Origin of the sequence: Microcoleus sp. Pol12B5, assembly GCF_036701335.1 — a bacterium.
GTDB lineage: Bacteria > Cyanobacteriota > Cyanobacteriia > Cyanobacteriales > Microcoleaceae > Microcoleus.
Window position 1 is genome coordinate 26,642 of the sequence record NZ_JAUBQQ010000024.1, and the last position, 17,938, is coordinate 44,579.

Below are 17,938 nucleotides of genomic sequence, written 5' to 3' on the forward strand. Positions count from 1 at the left end.
TATTCCCCTAAAGCAAATCTATGTATATTACCTTACTGCTTTACGCCGTCTTGGCAGGAGCCTACCTCCTGGTAGTACCCGCAGCCACCTACGCTTACCTGAACAGTCGCTGGTACGTCGCTACCTCTTTTGAGCGTGGCTTCATGTACTTCTTGATGTTCTTCTTCTTCCCAGGTATGTTTCTCCTAGCTCCATTTTTGAATTTTCGCCCCAAACGGCGGCAGATAGAAGCCTAAATGCGACGTATTGACGTAATTGGAATCAGTGTCGGCTTTTTTGTAGCAGGTGGGTTTGTCTACTTGCTACTGCAATTTGCCGGACTCGACAGCATGAATGCAGGGATTTGGAGTCAGTTATTTTTGGTCGCTGGCTTGATTGGCTGGCTGGTGACTTATTTATTTCGAGCACTGACTCAAAATATGACCTACAGCCAGCAATTGCAAGACTACAAAGAAGCTGTCTTGCAGAAGCAGCTAGATGCACTCACTCCTGAAGAATTAGCCAAACTTCAAGCCGAAATTGAGCAGGAAAAAGATAATTAGTCATTAGTCATTAGTCATTAGTTAAGCTGTTCACCATTTAAATCTCAGAGGCTATCTAGGCCACTAAAGGGTTTCAGGCTCTGAAATACGCAGTTTAAATGCTAAACAGCTTATTAGCAATAAACGGTGAAATAATGACTGCCGACTAAAAGCTAAGGAAGATGAATATAGACCGCCAAGAAATGATTGCTGACTAATGACTAATGACCGCTGACTGATGACCAATGACCAATGACCAATGACTAATGACTAATGACTAATGACCAATGACTGATGACTAATAACTAATGACTATTTCTAATTGTTTTGAAACGTTACGCAAGAACCACCAATGTGCATTGATTCCTTTTATTACTGCTGGCGACCCAGACTTGGAGACAACGGCTAAAGCACTGCAAATTTTGGATGATAACGGTGCAGACGCGATCGAGCTTGGCGTTCCCTATTCTGACCCGCTAGCTGACGGGCCGGTGATTCAAGCCGCTGCTACAAGGGCTCTACAGCGGGGAACGCGGTTAGATGCGGTGCTGGAAATGGTAGCGAAAGTTAGTCCAAATTTGCGATCGCCCATCATTCTGTTCACATACTACAACCCGATTTTGTACCGAGGTATAGAAACCTTCTTGCAGCAAATCAAAAGTGCTGGAGTTCAGGGATTGGTTGTACCAGACTTGCCCTTAGAAGAAGCCGACAGTCTCATCCAACCTGCCAACAAATTAGGGATTGAACTAACATTATTAGTTGCTCCCACCAGTCCCAAAAGTCGTATAGAGGCGATCGCTCGTCAGTCTCAAGGATTTATTTACTTAGTCAGTGTGACGGGGGTGACGGGAGTACGCGAAGGCTTAGAAACGAGAGCAAAAGAGTTGCTGCAAGAACTTCGCGCCGTCACCGACAAACCCATCGGCGTCGGGTTTGGTATATCGCAACCCGAACACGCTCGCCAAGTGAAAGAATGGGGTGCAGATGCTGCGATTGTGGGCAGTGCTTTTGTCAAACGCTTGGCAGAAGGTACTCCCGAACAGGGCTTAGAGGCGATCGGCGAATTCTGCAAAAGTCTAAAAACAGCGATTCAAAATCCTTAGCAACTGTACAGATACTTTCAGCCATTAGACAGATGTGTGCGATCGGGATATGCCATCACAATTGCGATTAAAGACCTTGTTGTACTTGAGATAATACACCACATTCCTTCTAGTTCCTGACTAGAAGGTTTTTTTTTGACGAACACGCACAACATTTGAACATAGTGCGCGTCTGGAGATCAAAAAAGCTATGTATGGAAACGGCATTGCCTTGTCCGGCGCAGGGTGCTGCGACTTTTAATAATTGGTAGAAGATTGAGGATTATTCATTCCTTCTTCCTGATTGCTGATTTCTATCCGGTCGCCAAGCCGAAGAGCCTTCTTATTTCTTCCTTCTTCCTTCTTCCTTTTACTATAACTTAAGGAATGTAACTTGGGATAGATGAAAAACTACGGTTTCTATTCCTATACTTAAAAAAGTGTTTAAGTACCTAATTTGGTAAGGCTAGACATCGACAAAGCCACAAGGCATTTGAACATCTCACAATAGAAAGGAGCATTTTTATGAAGAGACTAACTGCATTTCTGAAAAAAATTCGAGCTGTACAAATTTTAACAGTTTTTCTGGCTGGCATTTTAGTATTTGTGAGTACGGCTTGCAGCAGCGCCCCTGATATTATGGCAGGAAAAACTGATGTGATGACAGGAAAAGGAAAAACTGCCGACCAAATTAGAGAAGAAGTGCCGACCGGCGCTGTAACGTCCGAATTCAAAGGCGGCATGAACGATTACAGCGATGTCGATCCTAGAAACAAAAAGGTGACAACAACAGAAGCAAAAGCTCAGCTTCTCAAAGAGCAAGCGCAGCACCGCATTGACACGAAATCTAGCAACAATGTAGGTGAAAATGTGCGGCGGGTAGCGGATGATGCGCCTGAAAAACTCGACCAAATCGGCCAAAAGGTCAAGGACGATGCTCGCACCGCCCAGCGCAAAGCTGATGACTTTGGCGACAAAACCAAACAAGGCTTTGCTAATCTTCAAGAAAACACTCGCGAAGGCTTGAAGGGAGCAAAAGATATTGTTAAAGAAGCCACCGAGGGAGCAAAAGAAAGAGTATCAGAAGGTACTGAGTCTCTGAGATATAATACCGCCGGCGGCCAAGAAAATATCAATGATGCAGCACGAGATGCAAGATAGAAGGCTCAAGATGCCTCAGACAATATTTGCTAGAAAGTGAATGGAGATATTGACTGAACTCAACGAGCGGCCGAAAGAGCGACAGACGACTAATCTCAAATAACGCTGTTTCCTTTTCTGGAAGCTACATTCCGACAGGGGTTTTAACCCCTGTCGGAATGTAGGTAAAGTCAATCGATTTTAGATTTTAGATTTTATAGCGTTTCCTTAGCTGATCAGGTACAACCAATCCTTATCCATTAAGGATTTTAGCTCTAAAAATGTACCTCATTTGACTGAGAAACGCTATAGATTTTAGATTGAAGCATTGATTCCACGGATGAATCCGGGGGCTTGTATCCTGAGTGCTTTCGGTCATGTGAAGACTACTGCCTATTAATATTGGATTGGGTTTTAACCGCAGGGAGGGCTATGAGGCCGGAAGTAGAGTGCAGGGGGGTTTCACCACAATCCAACGGCCCTGTCCTTTTCTAGGGGGGACTGGAGTGCCACTGCTTTCACGACGGATTCTTTATAATTTCTATAGATTATATTTGGACTTTTTAAGGTAATAACTTTTTGATCTGCTTTGCGGAAATTTTGGTGATCGAGCTATATTAAATTTAATTAATTAGCAATTGTATGTTTGAAGACATGATAAGGCAGTGTTTATACGGTCTTTCGCGTTCATTGAATCGCATTTGAGATTAACAGTAGAAACTTATACGTAAGTAAAAAGCTTTAATCGCGATCGCCCAAGTATAAAATATTGTTCTTTAATAGATAATTTGATTTTTTGATCGACAGCTCGAAAATTATGCTGTTTATGCCCTAAGATAGATAGACTAAGTTTTGTCAAGTTAATGTCTGGGTTGAGGTCAGCCAATATGGACACAATAATAAATGCAGTATATTTGACTAGCGTAATACCGGGGTATCGATCGCGCAATCGCGCAATCGTACACAGATTCTTGATCGGCTATCGATCGGTTCAGGCGTGAGAAAGACCAACAATTGGCAGCTAAAATTCTCAAACCTACGTCATTGTGGCGGAGGATTTGCGGGAGGCGGTGCTGCCACAATCCCAAAAAGTTGCATTAGCGACCGTTAATTGCATCGGTAGAAATAGTCCTCACCCGAACAGACATTCTCGACGAACTCGAACGCAGACCGATTATTTACAAATACATTAAACATTCCAATCTTTCAATTGATTTTACCTGTTACCTGCTAGATTGAGGTGTATAAATTTTAGCAAACAGAGGCCACGGATTCGGGATATATTCGAGCCGTAATCCGCAGCCAATCGACAGGCGAAATGGAGGCAAACCTTATCTTGGGAATTGTGTTTTGATGCTAGTAACGATGATGCACGACTTTTATGATGCACTGGCACATTTGGCAATCTATGCAGATGCCGCACCGGCGGAGCGCCAACAAATCCTGAAGCGCGTTGGGGCTAGTCAGAAAAAACTCAAAGAATTCGCGCATCATACGCCGATAAATTACCAACACAAGTTCGATCTGCTTGAGGCAGAATTGCTGGGCGTTTTGGGACAGATAGCAGAAGCAATGGAACTGTATGATCGAGCTATTACCGGAGCTAAAGCTAACGAATATGTCAATGAAGAAGCTCTTGCCTGCGAACTCGCTGCTAAATTTTACCTGTCATTAGGAAGGGAAAAAATTGCCAGACTCTACATGATAGATGCCTATGATTGCTATGTCCGCTGGGGAGATAGAGCAAAAATAGACGACTTAGAAAAACGTTATCCTCAATTATTAAAACCGATTTTAGAACCAGCCAAACTCCCTGCAAATCCATTAGCAAATTTTCCAACACCTGCGGGGCAAAATCCATCGCTTCATCCATCCATTCATCCATCCATTCATCCGTCTGTTTCGGCGAGTGTCTCAGATTTCGGGAATTTTTCAACACTGCTAAAAGCTTGTCAAGCGCTCTCTAGTGAAAGAGAACTCGATCGACTGATTGCCAAACTGATGCAACTGGCGATGAAAAATACAGGAGCTGACAAAGGAGCGCTGATTTTGCCAAACGGCAATCAATGGGAAATCGCGGCTACCAGCACGCTCGACAATTCGGGAGTCGAGTGGGCGATCGACTTATCATCCGCAAAACTCGATGAAAACAGCGATATCTTGCCCCTGAAAATTGTTGACTGCGTTAAAAATTTATTGAAACCTGTGATTGTTCGGGATCTCGCTCAACAAAGTGATTGGGGTTCCGACTCCTACATCCTCAAATACCAACCGCAGAGCCTGCTGTGTTGGCCGATTCTCGATCAAGGCAGCTTAGTCGGCATTTTGTATCTGGAAAATCGCTTAACCGCAAGAGTTTTTACTCGCGATCGCCTGCAACTTCTCAATCTTCTGTCTTCCCAGGCAGCCATCTGTTTGCAAAATGCTCTTCTCTATAAAAAATATCAGGATTACAACCAACAATTAGAGCGATCGCTAGTAACAATTAGCCGAACCGAAGCTCAGCTTGCCGATCAGAAAAAAATGCTCCAAGCGATTCTTGATGTCGCTCCGATTTGGATTTGGATGGTTAATCCCAGTGGTAAAGTACAGTTTTTGAACAAGACATTTTCTCAAGATGTGGGCGTGCCTCTGAGCGATTTCCTAGCTGTCGATCATTATCAAGATATACTGGGGGAGAATGCAGCGGGATGTCTGGTTTCCGATGCCGCCTGCCTTGCTCAAGATTTGCCGCATTACTCCAGCGAAATTCTCAGACTTGTTGACGGCAAACTACACGATTTAGAAATCACGAAAGTGCAGTTAAAAAATTCCCAGGGCGAGACAATCGGGATTATTGGTTTGGGTGTTGATGCCACTGAGCGCAAGCGAGCAGCCGAACTTTTGCAAGAGCAAAATCAACAGCTAGAACGAACTTTAAAAAATTTACAACAAGCACAACTGCAAATCGTGCAAAGCGAGAAAATGTCGGCATTGGGTAATTTAGTTGCCGGAGTGGCCCACGAAATTAACAATCCGATTGGATTTATTTCTGGCAATTTAAGCGAAGGTAAAAGGAGCTTGGAAGATGTGATCGCACACTTAGAATTGTATCGCTCCGCTGCCTCGTCATCGGAAATAGCCGACCACGCCGAAGAAATAGACCTCGATTATCTTTTGGAAGATTTACCGAAAATGATTGACTCAATGCAACTTGGGTGCGAGCGCATTTGCAGCATCAGCAACAGTTTGCGTACCTTCTCCAGAGGCGACAAAGACTACAAAGTTCCTTTTAATATTCACGAAGGCATTGATAGCGCTATTTTAATTTTGAAACACCGTCTCAAAGCAAACGAACACCGCCCGCAGATCGAAGTGATAACTAAATACGGCAATCTCCCTAAAATCGAATGTTTTCCCGGTCAATTGAATCAAGTTTTCATGAACCTGCTTGCCAATGCGATCGATGCCTTAGAAGAGTCAAATATAGGACGCACTTTTAGCGAAATTACCGCCAATCCTAACCGCATCACGATTTGCACGGATATAGTCGGCGAAGGGTACATTAAAATAAACATTGCTGATAACGGCACTGGGATAAAAGAGGAAGTTAAACAGCAGATATTCGACCATTTGTTCACGACGAAAGGTGTCGGCAAAGGAACTGGATTGGGGTTGGCAATTGTCCACCAGATTGCGGTAGAGAAACATGGCGGAAGCATCGAGGTGAATGGCGAGCCGGGAGTGGGGACTGAGTTTGCTATCGTTTTGCCTGTGAAGGGATAAAATTTAATTAAAATTCAATGTTTTTTAGGCGATCGCGTAATAAGATATACTGACTTTAATTCGGGTCTTTTTTTGAAAGCCTTGGCATCACTCTTTTAAAGTTGTATTTTAGACACCCTATAAGTGAGCGCGTCACCCATTTTTAGTTGGGAGATGTCTATTATACAAAAAATTAATCACCACGGCTTCGCCTACAAAAATTTATCTTAAATTTAACCAATCTTGAATTTCTTGCGCTAACCAAGCCGCCTCAATCTCTGTCAAATTTTTTCCTAAAACATAAAAGTAAGTTCCCATATCGTTACCGGCACGAATCTTGATTTGATTTCCCGAAAGAGAGTTATTGTGAATGAAAGCACCCAAAATTTCTGATACTTCTCCTGTTTCTTGTAAGTATTTACATCCCAATACTTGATGTGTTATTTTAAAAAATTTGCGATTAAATTTAACTTGCTTTATTTCAAAAATAACCTTAACTAATAAGCCTATTATAAGTACCGAAATTACTACCCCTATGCTCAATTTTCCTGTTAAGAAGGGGATAATTGTCGGGATGAATGTCATTAGCATTACTGTTCCTAGATAAGCAGATAATAAAGGCTTTCTGAGTAAGAGAGCCGGAATTTTAATGTGTAACTCCGTCGGTGATTTGCTAACTTGAATGCGACAGTGAGGCGGTTTAGCAATTTTCCGAACAGTCACAATTTGAAGATTAGCCCCTTGTATGTTGCCCGATTTCAAAGCTGCTAAAGCCTCTCTAGCCTTGCTGAAACGCTTTTCTAACCCAATTTCCGTCATCTTCTCAATCCAGCTTACCAAAGTAGGATTGACACTCACGCGATCGCTAAACTGAATCCGAGAATCTTTCTGTGGTAAATCCGCAGGTGTCGCCCCCGTTAACAAATGAATTAAAGTAGCTCCCAAAGCATACAAATCGGAAGCCGCCACCGCCCGCCCCCAAAACTGTTCTAAGGGTGCATAGCCACTCGTTCCTACAACTGTAAACGTTACGCCTGTCACTGCCGCTTGAGCTTGTACCGCACCAAAATCTACTAGATAAACCTGCTGATCTTCCCCCAAAATTAAATTACTCGGCTTAATATCTCGGTGCAAAACCGGGGGACTCAATTCATGCAAATAAATTAAAATTTCTAGCACTTCAGTGGCAATTTTTCGTACTTGTTTTTCGGAAAAATGCTGACTATTTTCTAAAAATTCCTGAAGTGAAAATCCCGGAATATAATCTTGCACTAACCCAAACCAAGGCAATCCTGCTCCGGCTTCCCGCTCCAGGGAAAAATAATCTCGATAGCAAGGAATGCGGGGATGATTTAGGGCCTGCAAAACTTGTGCTTCTCTTTCAAAAAGCTTGAGCTCTTCCCACTGCATTTCCGGGCTAAAAGCTAACATTTTCAGTGTCACCTGTTCTTGAGACTCTAAATCTACTGCTAGCCAAGTTTGATGACCGGCCGCTGTGCGTCCTAAACGCTGTTGCAATTGATAACGTTCTTGTAAAATTGTTTCTGGATTTAACACAGCCTTGTCCTATTTTTTTACTTACAAGAAATCTTTTTCACTATTAACTATTAAATTAACTATTTGGCCGAGAGCGTTAAATTGCTAGTCGAAGTAATTACCCGTGCATTTCTCCATTCGGCATAATTGTACCGCGCCACTGAGCACCTGATAAATTAGCAGTGCTCAAATCTGCCCTAATCAAAGTTGTGCGGTGCAAAATTGCCTCCCGCAAATCTGTTCTAGCCATATAAGCATCAGTCAGATTAGCTTCACTCAAATTTGCCTGATTAAAATTAGCTCGACTCAAATCAGCCCGCACCAAATTAGCTCGACTCAAGTCAGCCATGATTAAATTAGCATTGCTCAACTTAACATCAGTCATAAATGCACCCCGCAAATTAGCGCCAGCCAATTCAGCATCAATTAACACAGCTCTTTCCAACTTAGCATTTGCCATTACAGCCCAGGAAAAATTTGTTTCTACCAAAGTTGCTTCAGTCAAAAATACGCCATCTAAAATAGCTTCGCTCAAATTTGCCTGAGTCAAATTTGCTTCCCCCAGAGATGCTTCTGTCAAATTCGCGTGGCTGAGATTAGCTTTAGTCAAATCTGCACCTTGCAAATTGACGCCCCGCAAATCTGCACCTTGCAAATTTGCACCCCGCAAATTTGCACCCTCAAAAATCCGCGGCTCCTTCCGCAAATTTGCACCCCGCAAGCACGCACCGCGCAAATCAGCACCTTGCAAATTGACACCTCGCATATCTGCATCGCTCAAATTGGCATCGATAAAAACTGCCAAAGAGATATTGGCTCTGCGAAAGTCTGCACCTTGCAAAGTCGCTCCGTGGAAGTCTGCATCGGACAAATTGGCTCCGCTCAAGTTTGCCTGATTTAAGTTAGCACCGCACAACTTTGCATTAGTTAAATTTGCGCGCTGAAGGTTAATTCTGCTCAGGTACGACATCGCTAAGTTTGCACCCCAGAGGTCAGCACTGCTTAAATTGACGCCAATTAAATCGGCACCACTCAGGTATATCCCTCTGAGATTCATACCTTGAAAATCTAGTTCTCCTGATGTATATCGCCTTAAAATTTCGCTGGCATTCATATTTGTTTTTGTTGTGAATTAGGTACAATCTGCTATTTCTAGACTGCTTAAGTTTCTGTTCGCGCAGGCGGACTTAATTTTTGTAGCGCCAGACTTGAGTCTGAGAAATTTGATAAAATTTCTTGAATTTCAGTTTACCCAGGCGGACTTAGTTTGTGTTACCCAAGACTTGAGTATGGCATTTAATAAGTTTGATTGACAAATTCTTGAGTCCAAAAAACTGTTTTGCTGCCTAACTGTCGCCCGTGAATTTTCACATGAGTAAGATATTTTGATTTTAAAGTACAGAGTTTTTTGTGAATGTATGTAGCTGTAACCTGTTGGTTTGGTACTTCAGCAGACTCCAGAATTACATGGAGCCAACCATCTTTAAATCCCGCTGTAGCAGCAATTCCTTTAGGCTGTAGTAATTGATTAATCAATTGGGCGATCGCCTTTGGTTTGCCTTGCTTTGCCATTTCCAGAAGCTGATACTGATTTGCTTTATGGCTAGAGTTTTCCGGCGGTATTTCGGAAATATTGTCTGCCATGTTTTCGGGAATTTCAGAAGGATATTTTCCGCTTTCTTTTGATTCCAGTTCAATCAAAATTTCCAGCAATTTATCAGTAAACTTCTGAACTTTGGCTACATACTCTCTGAGATTTTTGTATTTCCAGTACAAACGCTCCTCAGCACTTCCCGTAGAAAATTTTCCGTTCAAAGCAGCTTCTAACTGGGTAAATATATTTTCTATTTGCGCCGTTGCGGAGTTAGCACTTTGACTGACTAATCCTGTCATTTCTTCTTCCAATTCCAATTTTTGTTTAATGGAATCGCTAATATTTATAATAACAGGAGCAGCAGGTTCTAAAATTTCGATAATAGTCGGCATTTCTGCAACTGGGAATGTTTCTACGATTTCCTGTCTGAACTCGGTAGCATAATTATTGCTGGTTCCGGGTTCTTTAAACGGTAGATTTTCTGCCGTGTCAGGCACTAAGTAACTCTTTTGAGGGTCATAATGATAATGAGGTGGAGCAGCTTGAAGGATGTGAGTAATCTCGCCTGGATCAAAATAATCGCTGCGTTTGTCCACCAGCTCGATCTCTTCATAAACACTGTTGTTTAAATGTGTCTGATCGTAATCTTGACTAGCCGAAGATTCGGCTTCATAGGATTCTTCCTGTTGCATTTTTGCGTAACAAGGATTCATCGCTTTGATGATTACGCTCGCAGCTTGGTCGTTTTCATCCCTGTTGTCGAGATTGCTAGCAGTTCTGTACAACTGAGATTCCAGTTCAGCTAGGCTACCACAGACATTAAACAGTTGCCGCAGCAGAATGTCAAGTTCTTGAGTTTTCAGCAGTAGCCAGTCGCGATCGCTAAAAGTAAACTGGTGATAAAGAGTAGAAAAAATTAGGATTTTCGCCCTCAGCGGATTTGTTTGCTGCAAAATTTTTTGTCTGACATCAAATAAACTGCCGGGGTTTCTGCCCCTTTCTTCGCTGGTGGGTACTTCCGAACTAAAGTGCTCTTCAAATGCGGGAGCTTCCTGACCGCCAAAACTAGATATGTTTATTTCTAATTTAGTGAAGTCTTCAAATTCATACAGCCTGCTAAGTTGACAGACTATAAGATCTGTTACTAAAGCATATTCGGTTTTTTTATTAACCTTAGAGACTATACTATTTAAAACAGCTTCAATATCTTCTAACCTGCTGTATTTGGCGCACAGTTCTTCGATTAATATCCTTACATCTGCGCTGGCGAGTTGGGCAGGGTCGTTTTCCCAGAAGTCTCTACAAGCAAAAAATATTATTTTTTTAATGCGCGAAAGATTCACGTCTTGTTCTAATTCGCGAACAACTTCATCTAAAATAGATAAAGCTTTCATAGTTTTCCTCCCATAAAAATACCCTGTCAACACTCAGCAAGAAATAATACAATTATACCACATTTGATAAATGCAAGACTTTGATGCGATCGTAATTGGCAGCGGTATTGGGGGCTTAGTCGCTGGCTCGATGCTAGCTCGCTACGGCAAGCGGGTACTCGTCTGCGAGAGCCACATCATAGCGGGCGGGGCGGCTCACAGCTTTTCCCGCCGGGGATTTCACTTTGATTCGGGGCCTTCTTTTTATTGCGGTTTGACTGACCCCCGGTCGTTTAATCCTTTGCGGCAAGTTTTTAATGTTTTGGAGGAATCGATCGCAGCAATTTCCTACGATCCGCTGGGGCATTACCATTTTCCAGAGGGAAGTTTACCGATTTATGCTAATGCGAGAAGTTACTTAGATGCTGTAGCTAAGTTCGCACCGCAAGGTGCTGTAGAATTACAGCAATTTCAACAAAATTTATTAGTTTTGTATGAAGCTTTGCGTGGAATTCCGGCTTTAGCGCTGAGATCCGACTGGCAGTTAATACCTGTTTTGCTGTCCCGGTACTCGCCTGCTTTGCTGAAGCTGTTGCCGCTAGTAGGTGCGATCGCGGGTTCAGCAGGTTCCTTGATGGATCGGGACGTGCGTGACCCTTGGGTGCGACGTTTGATAGATTTGGAGTGCTTTTTGCTGTCGGGTTTGAAAGCGCACGGAACTGTCGCGCCGGAAATAGCTTTTATGATTGGCGAACGATCGCGCTGTGCGATCGAATATCCTGTAGGTGGCAGCGGTGCGATCGTCGATGCTTTAGTCAGAGGTTTGCAGCGCTGGGGAGGAAAGTTGCGCCTGGGATCTCCCGTCGAGCAAATATTAGTTGAATCCGGCAAAACCACCGGCGTTCGCTTGAAAAATGGCGAAATTATCCGCGCCCCAATTGTCATTTCAAATGCCACAATCTGGGATACTTATACAAAATTACTGCGCCCTGAAGATTTGCCGGAAAGCTACCGAAAAGACGCTTTGTCGATGCCAGCAGTAGACAGTTTCATGCACCTACATTTAGGAATTAAAGCCGAAGGACTCGAAGGTTTGACCGGCCACCACGTCGTCGTTCACGACAGCAAGATTGACATTACAGTACCCGGAAATACTTGCATGATTTCGATTCCTACAGTGTGGGATGCAACTCTCGCGCCGCCGGGGCATCACGCCATTCACGCTTATACATTGGAACCTTACGAAGGTTGGGAATATGGCGAATTGTATCAGCCGAAAAAGCAAGAGCGATCGCAATCTCTGTTTCAAGCTTTAGAAAAAATTATACCCGATTTGCGATCGCGGATAGTCTTAGAGTCGATCGGCACACCGCTAACCCACGCCCGATTTTTACGCCGATATCAAGGAACTTACGGGCCTGCAAGTGCCGCCGGAAAAGGCACATTTCCCGGCCCGCAAACACCAGTCAAAGGCTTGTATCGGGTGGGAGACAGCACCATGCCGGGAATTGGCGTGCCCGCTGTCGCAGCATCGGGTATTTTGTGCGCGAATACTTTAGTAAATTCGGATGTTACAGCACAATTTTTGTAAGCGAAGGAAGAAGGAAGTTTGGCAACGAGCAATGTACGGGATGTAACGGATGTAACGGATGTCAGGAAGAAGGAAGAAGGGAAATTAACTGGTTCCCAGCCTCTGGCTGGAAACCGAGATCCAGAGGCTCTGCCTCGCTTGCAAAAAAACAGGAGGCAGAGCAATAGTGAAATGCGTTCCCAGCCAGAGCCAGGGAAGGAGGAAAACGAGGGAAAAACTACTTTTTACAAAATCTGCCTGTTCCCGAAACTGATTATCCACCAGCGGCAAAAGCGCCCATAATTGCGATCGACAAAGCCAAACCTGGCAACAGTAGCAATCCTAACATTAAAGCATCATGTCCGCTCATTACTTTCTCCTGATATTGACCTTTGACATTATACTCTATAAACCGCAATCTTGCCTCGACCTTAATAATTAATTAAAACCTACATATAGATTCAGGATTGACAGGACAAATTTTATTAACAATGGGATTCCCGCGCAAGTCCAGTGTAGTCAACTTTTGCAAAGATTGCAGGGAACTGATATCAGAGATTTGATTGTTGTACAAGTCTAGTAAAAATAAATTATTTAAAGCTTGTAGCGCGCTGCTATCCGAAATCGGATTGTTGAATAGATAAAGTTGAGTCAAGTTAGTTAACGATTTCAGCGGACTGATGTCTGATATTTGATTGTTACCCAGGTTTAGTTCAATTAAATTAGTGAGCGATTTTAAAGGACTAATATCGGATATTTGATTTTGGAATAAAACCAATTTATTTAAGTTTGTTAGAGATTCCAGCGGAGTAAGATCAGATATTTCATTTCCGAAGAGAAACAGCGTCTTGAGATTTTTCAAGGAAGCCAGCGGGGTGATATCCGATATTTTATTATTGTAAAGGTAGAGTGTCTGGAGCTCAGTTAAATTTGCCAGAGGAGCGAGATCGGAAATTTGATTTTTGTAGAGAATCAGCGCATTTAAGTTAGTTAAATTTTTCACCGGAGTGATGTCGGAAATTTTGTTGTCAAACAGGACAAGTGCGGTAAGATTAGTTAGACCAGTTAGGGGAATGATGTCTGAGATTTGGTTGGTATCGAGAACAAGTATACTCAGATTTGTTAGAGATGAAAGCGGACTAATATCTGATATTTGATTGACATCTATAACCAGAATTTTCAGGTTAGTTAAAGATTGCAGGGGAGCGATGTCAGATATTTGATTACTGCCGAGGATGAGATTAGTAAGTTGAGTGAAAGATGAGAGGGGGCTGATATCGGTAATTTGAAGATTTTTGAGGTTAAGTTCGGTTGTATTAGAAAGCAGTTCGTTAGCTCGATCGCAATCTGAAGTATCTGATATTTGCAACAGTATTTCTACCGTATCTTTGACGCCGGGAGAGATATTTTCTTTGTGCTTGCACCAGTCGGCAAAGTTATTATAATTTGTCATGGGCTGTGCTGCCTTAATCGATTTTAGATGCGAGATTTGAAATTTTAGATAAGTATAGCAATTCTATTTCATTTGTGAATGAGATTTTTTTCGGATTTTGAGAAATTTCCGCAAAAATTGTGTAAAGTAATCTTAACATCCTTAATTGCATTGCCTTCGCAGGAGCCAAGAGCCAACTATGACACCAGAACTAATTTTTAATGTCGGTAATCTGTTCGTTGTGCCTTTCTGGGCAATTATGATTTTATTACCCAACTGGGGAATTACCCGAAAAGTGATGAACTCCTTCATTCCGTTTGCAGTGCTCGCCGCTTTGTACATATATTTGTTTGGTAGCAGTCTGACGGCGGAAAATGCGGCAGCTTTGTCCAATCCCAAGCTAGCAGATATTGCTAAGTTTCTGGGGGAGGAAACGGCGGCGGCTACGGGATGGATACATTTTTTAGTGATGGACTTGTTTGTCGGGCGCTGGATTTATTGGGAAGGACAGCGGACAGGAGTTTGGACGGTTCACTCTTTGGCTTTGTGTTTTTTTGCTGGGCCGATGGGATTGCTTTCTCATATTGTAACTGCTTGGATTACTCAAAGGTTTTTCCCCAGTTCTGAGGCGGCGGAAACTGTTACTTCATCGGTTTAGGCAGAGGGTTTTTAATACCTTGGAGGTTAATCATTCATAAAAAAATTCGGTAAGTGGGAAACACAGTCCCTTTAGTTAGTAGGGTGCGTCAGGGCTGAATGTGACCACTAAAGACTAAAAAATTTTACCCTGACGCACCCTACAATAACTATAAGTACGGGCGAACTCGCCCGTACAGAATTTTAAGAATTGGCTAGGGGCAGCACTAAACGAGCCACAATTAAATTGTTTTCTAACATTTCTATAGAAAAGTTTCCCCCCATTAAGCGTACTGCTCGCTGACAAATTAAAAGATTTTGCACGATCGACCGATGGGAACTAGAAACCGCTAATATATCGGGTTCGGAACCGCCGTTGAAGGCAGCAATTAACTGTCGATCGCACGCGCCGCTATCGATCACAGACAATTCTAACAAATCTTCCCCCAACAACTGAGAGCGAATCTCAATCTTGGCGCCAACAGCAGAGCGCCTGCAAGCCGTCGCCAGCAATTCGCACAGGATCAAATCCAGCTTGATACTGTCCCCGCGAACGCTCAAAGTCTGACCCGCAGGCATCGACACAGCAGTTTCTCTGTGCACATCCAGCAAGACTTTCGACTGTTTGACCAGGGAGGCCGTTCGATCGAGCGATCGCCTCAGCCAAGCGCTCACAGGCACCGCATCTTGTCCGAATTGCAGCCGCCAATGTTCCTGTTTCAGCAGCAAATGAGTTGACCCCAAAGCATTGCCCATTTGCCGCAAAACCTGTTGGTAGCGCAAAATTTTCAGAGCATCCTTTTGTTCCTTCGCCGACTGCAAAATCGACTGACTCAACTCCCCCAACTCCTTCACCCCCGCTCCCACCGTGCGGTAAAACTCCTCAAAACGGCGCTGTTTGTACCAGTTGAGCAACTCCAGATCCAATCGCTGCGACTCCTGGATCGATTGCACCGCCAAATACCTGCGCCACCAAGCCAACTGAGACGCCATCGAGCTGAGTAAACTCACCGACAACTCCGACCACTGGCGGCCCGGAGCGTCCGCAGCCACCACAATGCCCGCCGGAGCGTGTTCTGGGGCCGTCCGCAGCGCCACCGTCAGAATCTCGCCAATTCCCGGACTGCGGAGCCACCGCTTCGTCGCCAGTTGCAGTTGGCTCGTGCTCTGTTGCACCACGGAGTTAGCAGCCAGGGTTTGTTGGATCAAAGCATCTGTTTTGACAGGAATCACCGCCTCGGGATTGAGGGCAAATACGGGATTGGCAGCTACCGTCGCTACGATGGAACCTTCCTCCTCACCGGGATTCCAAGTAATTACGGCTACTAAAGGACAGGAAATTGTCTGGGAAACGTGTTGAGCAAAGTTACGATCGAGCTTTTGTAGCGGCAACTCTGGGAACATCGTCGGTGAAGCAGCAGCTATCTCTTGCTCAGATTGCTCATCAGGATAATGGTGCAAAACCGCCAAACCCGATTTGAGAGATCGCTCAAATTGCTGATATTTGTCGATTGCCGAACTCTGCTGCCACGAGTGCAGGATCAATCCGAGTTGTTCGCCCACTAGCCGAACTAATTCTTGCTCAGATCGCCTCCAAGTGCGAGTTGCATTGTGTCCGACAACCAGCAAACCCTCGATCGATTTGCCATTGGCGATTTTCGATTTTAGATTGGGGTTTTCTCCGTCTTTCTTTTTCCCCCTCGTGCTCGATGCCAAAAGCGATCGCACCCCCGCTTCCCCCAACACATCCCGCCAAGCGCCCAACCGCTCGTCTTCCTCCCAATTTTCAATAGCTAGAGGTGCACTTTCTTCCAACAGCCCCACGTCAGCCACATCGAGGGCGTTGAGTGGCGACGGCACTGACCTGCGGTTGCGGGGCAGATTTTGGCAGACAATTTCAAAGCGATTTTGTTCTTCGCCGTACAGCAGCAGCAAAAAGTATTCGCATTTGAGCCGATCGCACAACTGTTCGGCGGTATTTTTCAAAGTCGTCTCCCAGTCAGCATCGCTGTAGATGGCGTGAGCTATTCCGGCAGTTAAATCTCGATCGATCTCAATTTGCTGAATTTTCTCCTCCATCTCCGAGACAGGAGCCGTCAGAGCCACTAACTGCGCCACTCCCCGCAGATAATGCTTTTCATTGTCTTGCCAAATCCGGGGTTCGCCGGCTTCGACTGCCAAAAATCCCAACAATTCCCCTTCCGAAACAATCGGCGCAGCCAACAGAGAGCGAGCGCGGATTTGCTGCATCAACCGCCCCGTTAGCTCAGTTTTCAGAGAACTTTGAGATTCACCGATCCAAACCATTTCTTCCCTGCCCAAAGCCTGATAAAATTCTCCCAAGTCTTGGACGGTGATGCCCGAAGCCGGTCGGGCCGGCCCGCCCAAACCCGGAGTAACTTCGCGGTTGCTGACTCGGCGCCAAAAATAGCGTCGCTCTCGCTCGAACCAATAAACATTGGTGCGTGTCGGCTCGATAAATTCATGAGTTTGTTCGACAACAGCTTGCAAGTATTGGTCGAGCGATCGCAATTCCCCCAACTGCGAAATCAGCGCTAAAAGAGACTCATCTGGGTGTTTAACTTGTTGTCGCTGCCAGTCTTTTTCTATTTGGTAAAGAGCAGTTGCCAGCGCTCCAAATACGATCGCCAACTGCGTTTTTTCCCCGGACTTTGGCGACGCTCCCCATACCTCAGTGCCGAGCAAAATCACGCCGTAGCAGCGGTCTTTGTAGCGCAGGGGAAACAGAGTCGTGCCTTGAATATTGAAAGTTTGAGCTGCTTTGCGCCATTCTCCGGCTCTACTTTCCGATCGCAAATCCGGGACTCCCACCGGGCGGAGCTGAATCACCACTTGTTCGAGCAAATCTCCTGGGCTGAGGGCAAACCGCTGTTTGAGAAAAGACTGGTCGCCGTTAGGAGTCATGCCGCCTTTCCCGAACAATCTGTGCGCCTGTCGATCGTACAACCCGATCCAAATCAACCGCCAGTCAAATTCCGCTTGCAAGTAACCGAGTGTGGTCGAAAGTAGCACATCAACATTCTCCTCTTCTCGGAGAGTCTGGAGAACGCGCTCTAGGGTCGCGATTTGTTCGTCTAAATCCTTCGGTCTTTGCTGCTGCCCCATTTCCAAGCTTCCCCGCACCTTGTCTAATTTAAAATTACTAACTTAAATATTCAAAAAAATAAAATGCCAAAGAATCAACTTATAATATAATCGTCTCACTTATCCTTCAATCTCAAACATTGGATAAAGTCGATCGAAGTTGAAGTAACAACCTCACCTTCACTGCCTGCTCGTGAATATT

Annotated in this window: 13 protein-coding genes; 8 read left to right on the forward strand and 5 right to left on the reverse strand. The window is 44.4% G+C overall.

All coding sequences use genetic code 11. The features are described 5' to 3' along the window. The first annotated feature begins 20 nt into the window (after positions 1-20). The 5 genes from ndhL to QUA24_RS13475 all read left to right on the forward strand — a co-directional run bounded on the left by ndhL (position 21) and on the right by QUA24_RS13475 (position 6,511). Positions 21-236 (forward strand): NAD(P)H-quinone oxidoreductase subunit L, encoded by a 216-nt coding sequence (gene ndhL, locus QUA24_RS13455; protein ID WP_193972727.1) that lies wholly within the window; start codon positions 21-23, stop codon positions 234-236. Further along, positions 237-542: a DUF3007 family protein gene (locus tag QUA24_RS13460; protein WP_333104690.1), complete on the forward strand. Its 306-nt coding sequence runs from the start codon at positions 237-239 to the stop codon at positions 540-542. Positions 543-829: 287 nt separating this feature from the next. After that, the gene (gene trpA, locus QUA24_RS13465) at positions 830-1,627 is read left to right on the forward strand and encodes a tryptophan synthase subunit alpha (RefSeq protein ID WP_333056348.1); all 798 of its coding nucleotides are present in this window, start codon (positions 830-832) and stop codon (positions 1,625-1,627) included. Positions 1,628-2,131: 504 nt separating this feature from the next. After that, on the forward strand, positions 2,132-2,767 hold the full coding sequence (locus tag QUA24_RS13470; RefSeq protein WP_333230304.1) for a DUF6658 family protein: 636 nt from the start codon (positions 2,132-2,134) through the stop codon (positions 2,765-2,767). Positions 2,768-4,099: 1,332 nt separating this feature from the next. Then, positions 4,100-6,511, forward strand: a complete 2,412-nt coding sequence (locus QUA24_RS13475; RefSeq protein WP_333230355.1) for an ATP-binding protein — start codon at positions 4,100-4,102, stop codon at positions 6,509-6,511. 201 nt (positions 6,512-6,712) lie between these two features. Here the strand turns inward: QUA24_RS13475 and QUA24_RS13480 are convergent, their stop codons facing one another. From QUA24_RS13480 to QUA24_RS13490, 3 genes are all read right to left on the reverse strand, one after another. Next, a complete protein-coding gene (locus tag QUA24_RS13480; protein WP_333230306.1) occupies positions 6,713-8,047 on the reverse strand; it encodes a serine/threonine-protein kinase in 1,335 nt (444 codons plus the stop codon). Between the two features lie 97 nt (positions 8,048-8,144). Beyond that, a complete protein-coding gene (locus tag QUA24_RS13485) occupies positions 8,145-9,140 on the reverse strand; it encodes a pentapeptide repeat-containing protein (protein WP_333230308.1) in 996 nt (331 codons plus the stop codon). 182 nt (positions 9,141-9,322) lie between these two features. After that, entirely contained in the window at positions 9,323-11,014 is a 1,692-nt protein-coding gene (locus QUA24_RS13490; RefSeq protein WP_333230309.1) for a hypothetical protein, read from the reverse strand. Between the two features lie 70 nt (positions 11,015-11,084). Between QUA24_RS13490 and QUA24_RS13495 the strand changes: the two genes are divergently transcribed. Together QUA24_RS13495 and QUA24_RS13500 are read left to right on the forward strand one after the other, a co-directional pair. Beyond that, positions 11,085-12,584, forward strand: a complete 1,500-nt coding sequence (locus QUA24_RS13495) for an NAD(P)/FAD-dependent oxidoreductase (RefSeq protein WP_333230311.1) — start codon at positions 11,085-11,087, stop codon at positions 12,582-12,584. An 18-nt stretch (positions 12,585-12,602) separates the two neighbouring features. Then, positions 12,603-12,866 carry a hypothetical protein gene (locus QUA24_RS13500; protein WP_333230313.1) on the forward strand — a complete coding sequence of 88 codons (264 nt, stop codon included), beginning with the start codon at positions 12,603-12,605 and terminating at the stop codon, positions 12,864-12,866. Between the two features lie 139 nt (positions 12,867-13,005). Here QUA24_RS13500 and QUA24_RS13505 read toward each other — a convergent pair whose 3' ends face one another. Further along, complete coding sequence (locus QUA24_RS13505) at positions 13,006-14,016, reverse strand: leucine-rich repeat domain-containing protein (RefSeq protein ID WP_333230315.1); 1,011 nt, start codon at positions 14,014-14,016, stop codon at positions 13,006-13,008. A gap of 178 nt (positions 14,017-14,194) precedes the next feature. On the opposite strand from QUA24_RS13505, the gene QUA24_RS13510 reads away from it, so the two are divergent. Beyond that, a complete protein-coding gene (locus tag QUA24_RS13510) occupies positions 14,195-14,653 on the forward strand; it encodes an ABA4-like family protein (protein ID WP_333230317.1) in 459 nt (152 codons plus the stop codon). A 182-nt stretch (positions 14,654-14,835) separates the two neighbouring features. On the opposite strand, the gene QUA24_RS13515 is transcribed toward QUA24_RS13510, so the two are convergent. Next, complete coding sequence (locus tag QUA24_RS13515) at positions 14,836-17,757, reverse strand: GAF domain-containing protein (protein ID WP_333230319.1); 2,922 nt, start codon at positions 17,755-17,757, stop codon at positions 14,836-14,838. Between the last annotated feature and the right edge of the window lie 181 nt (positions 17,758-17,938).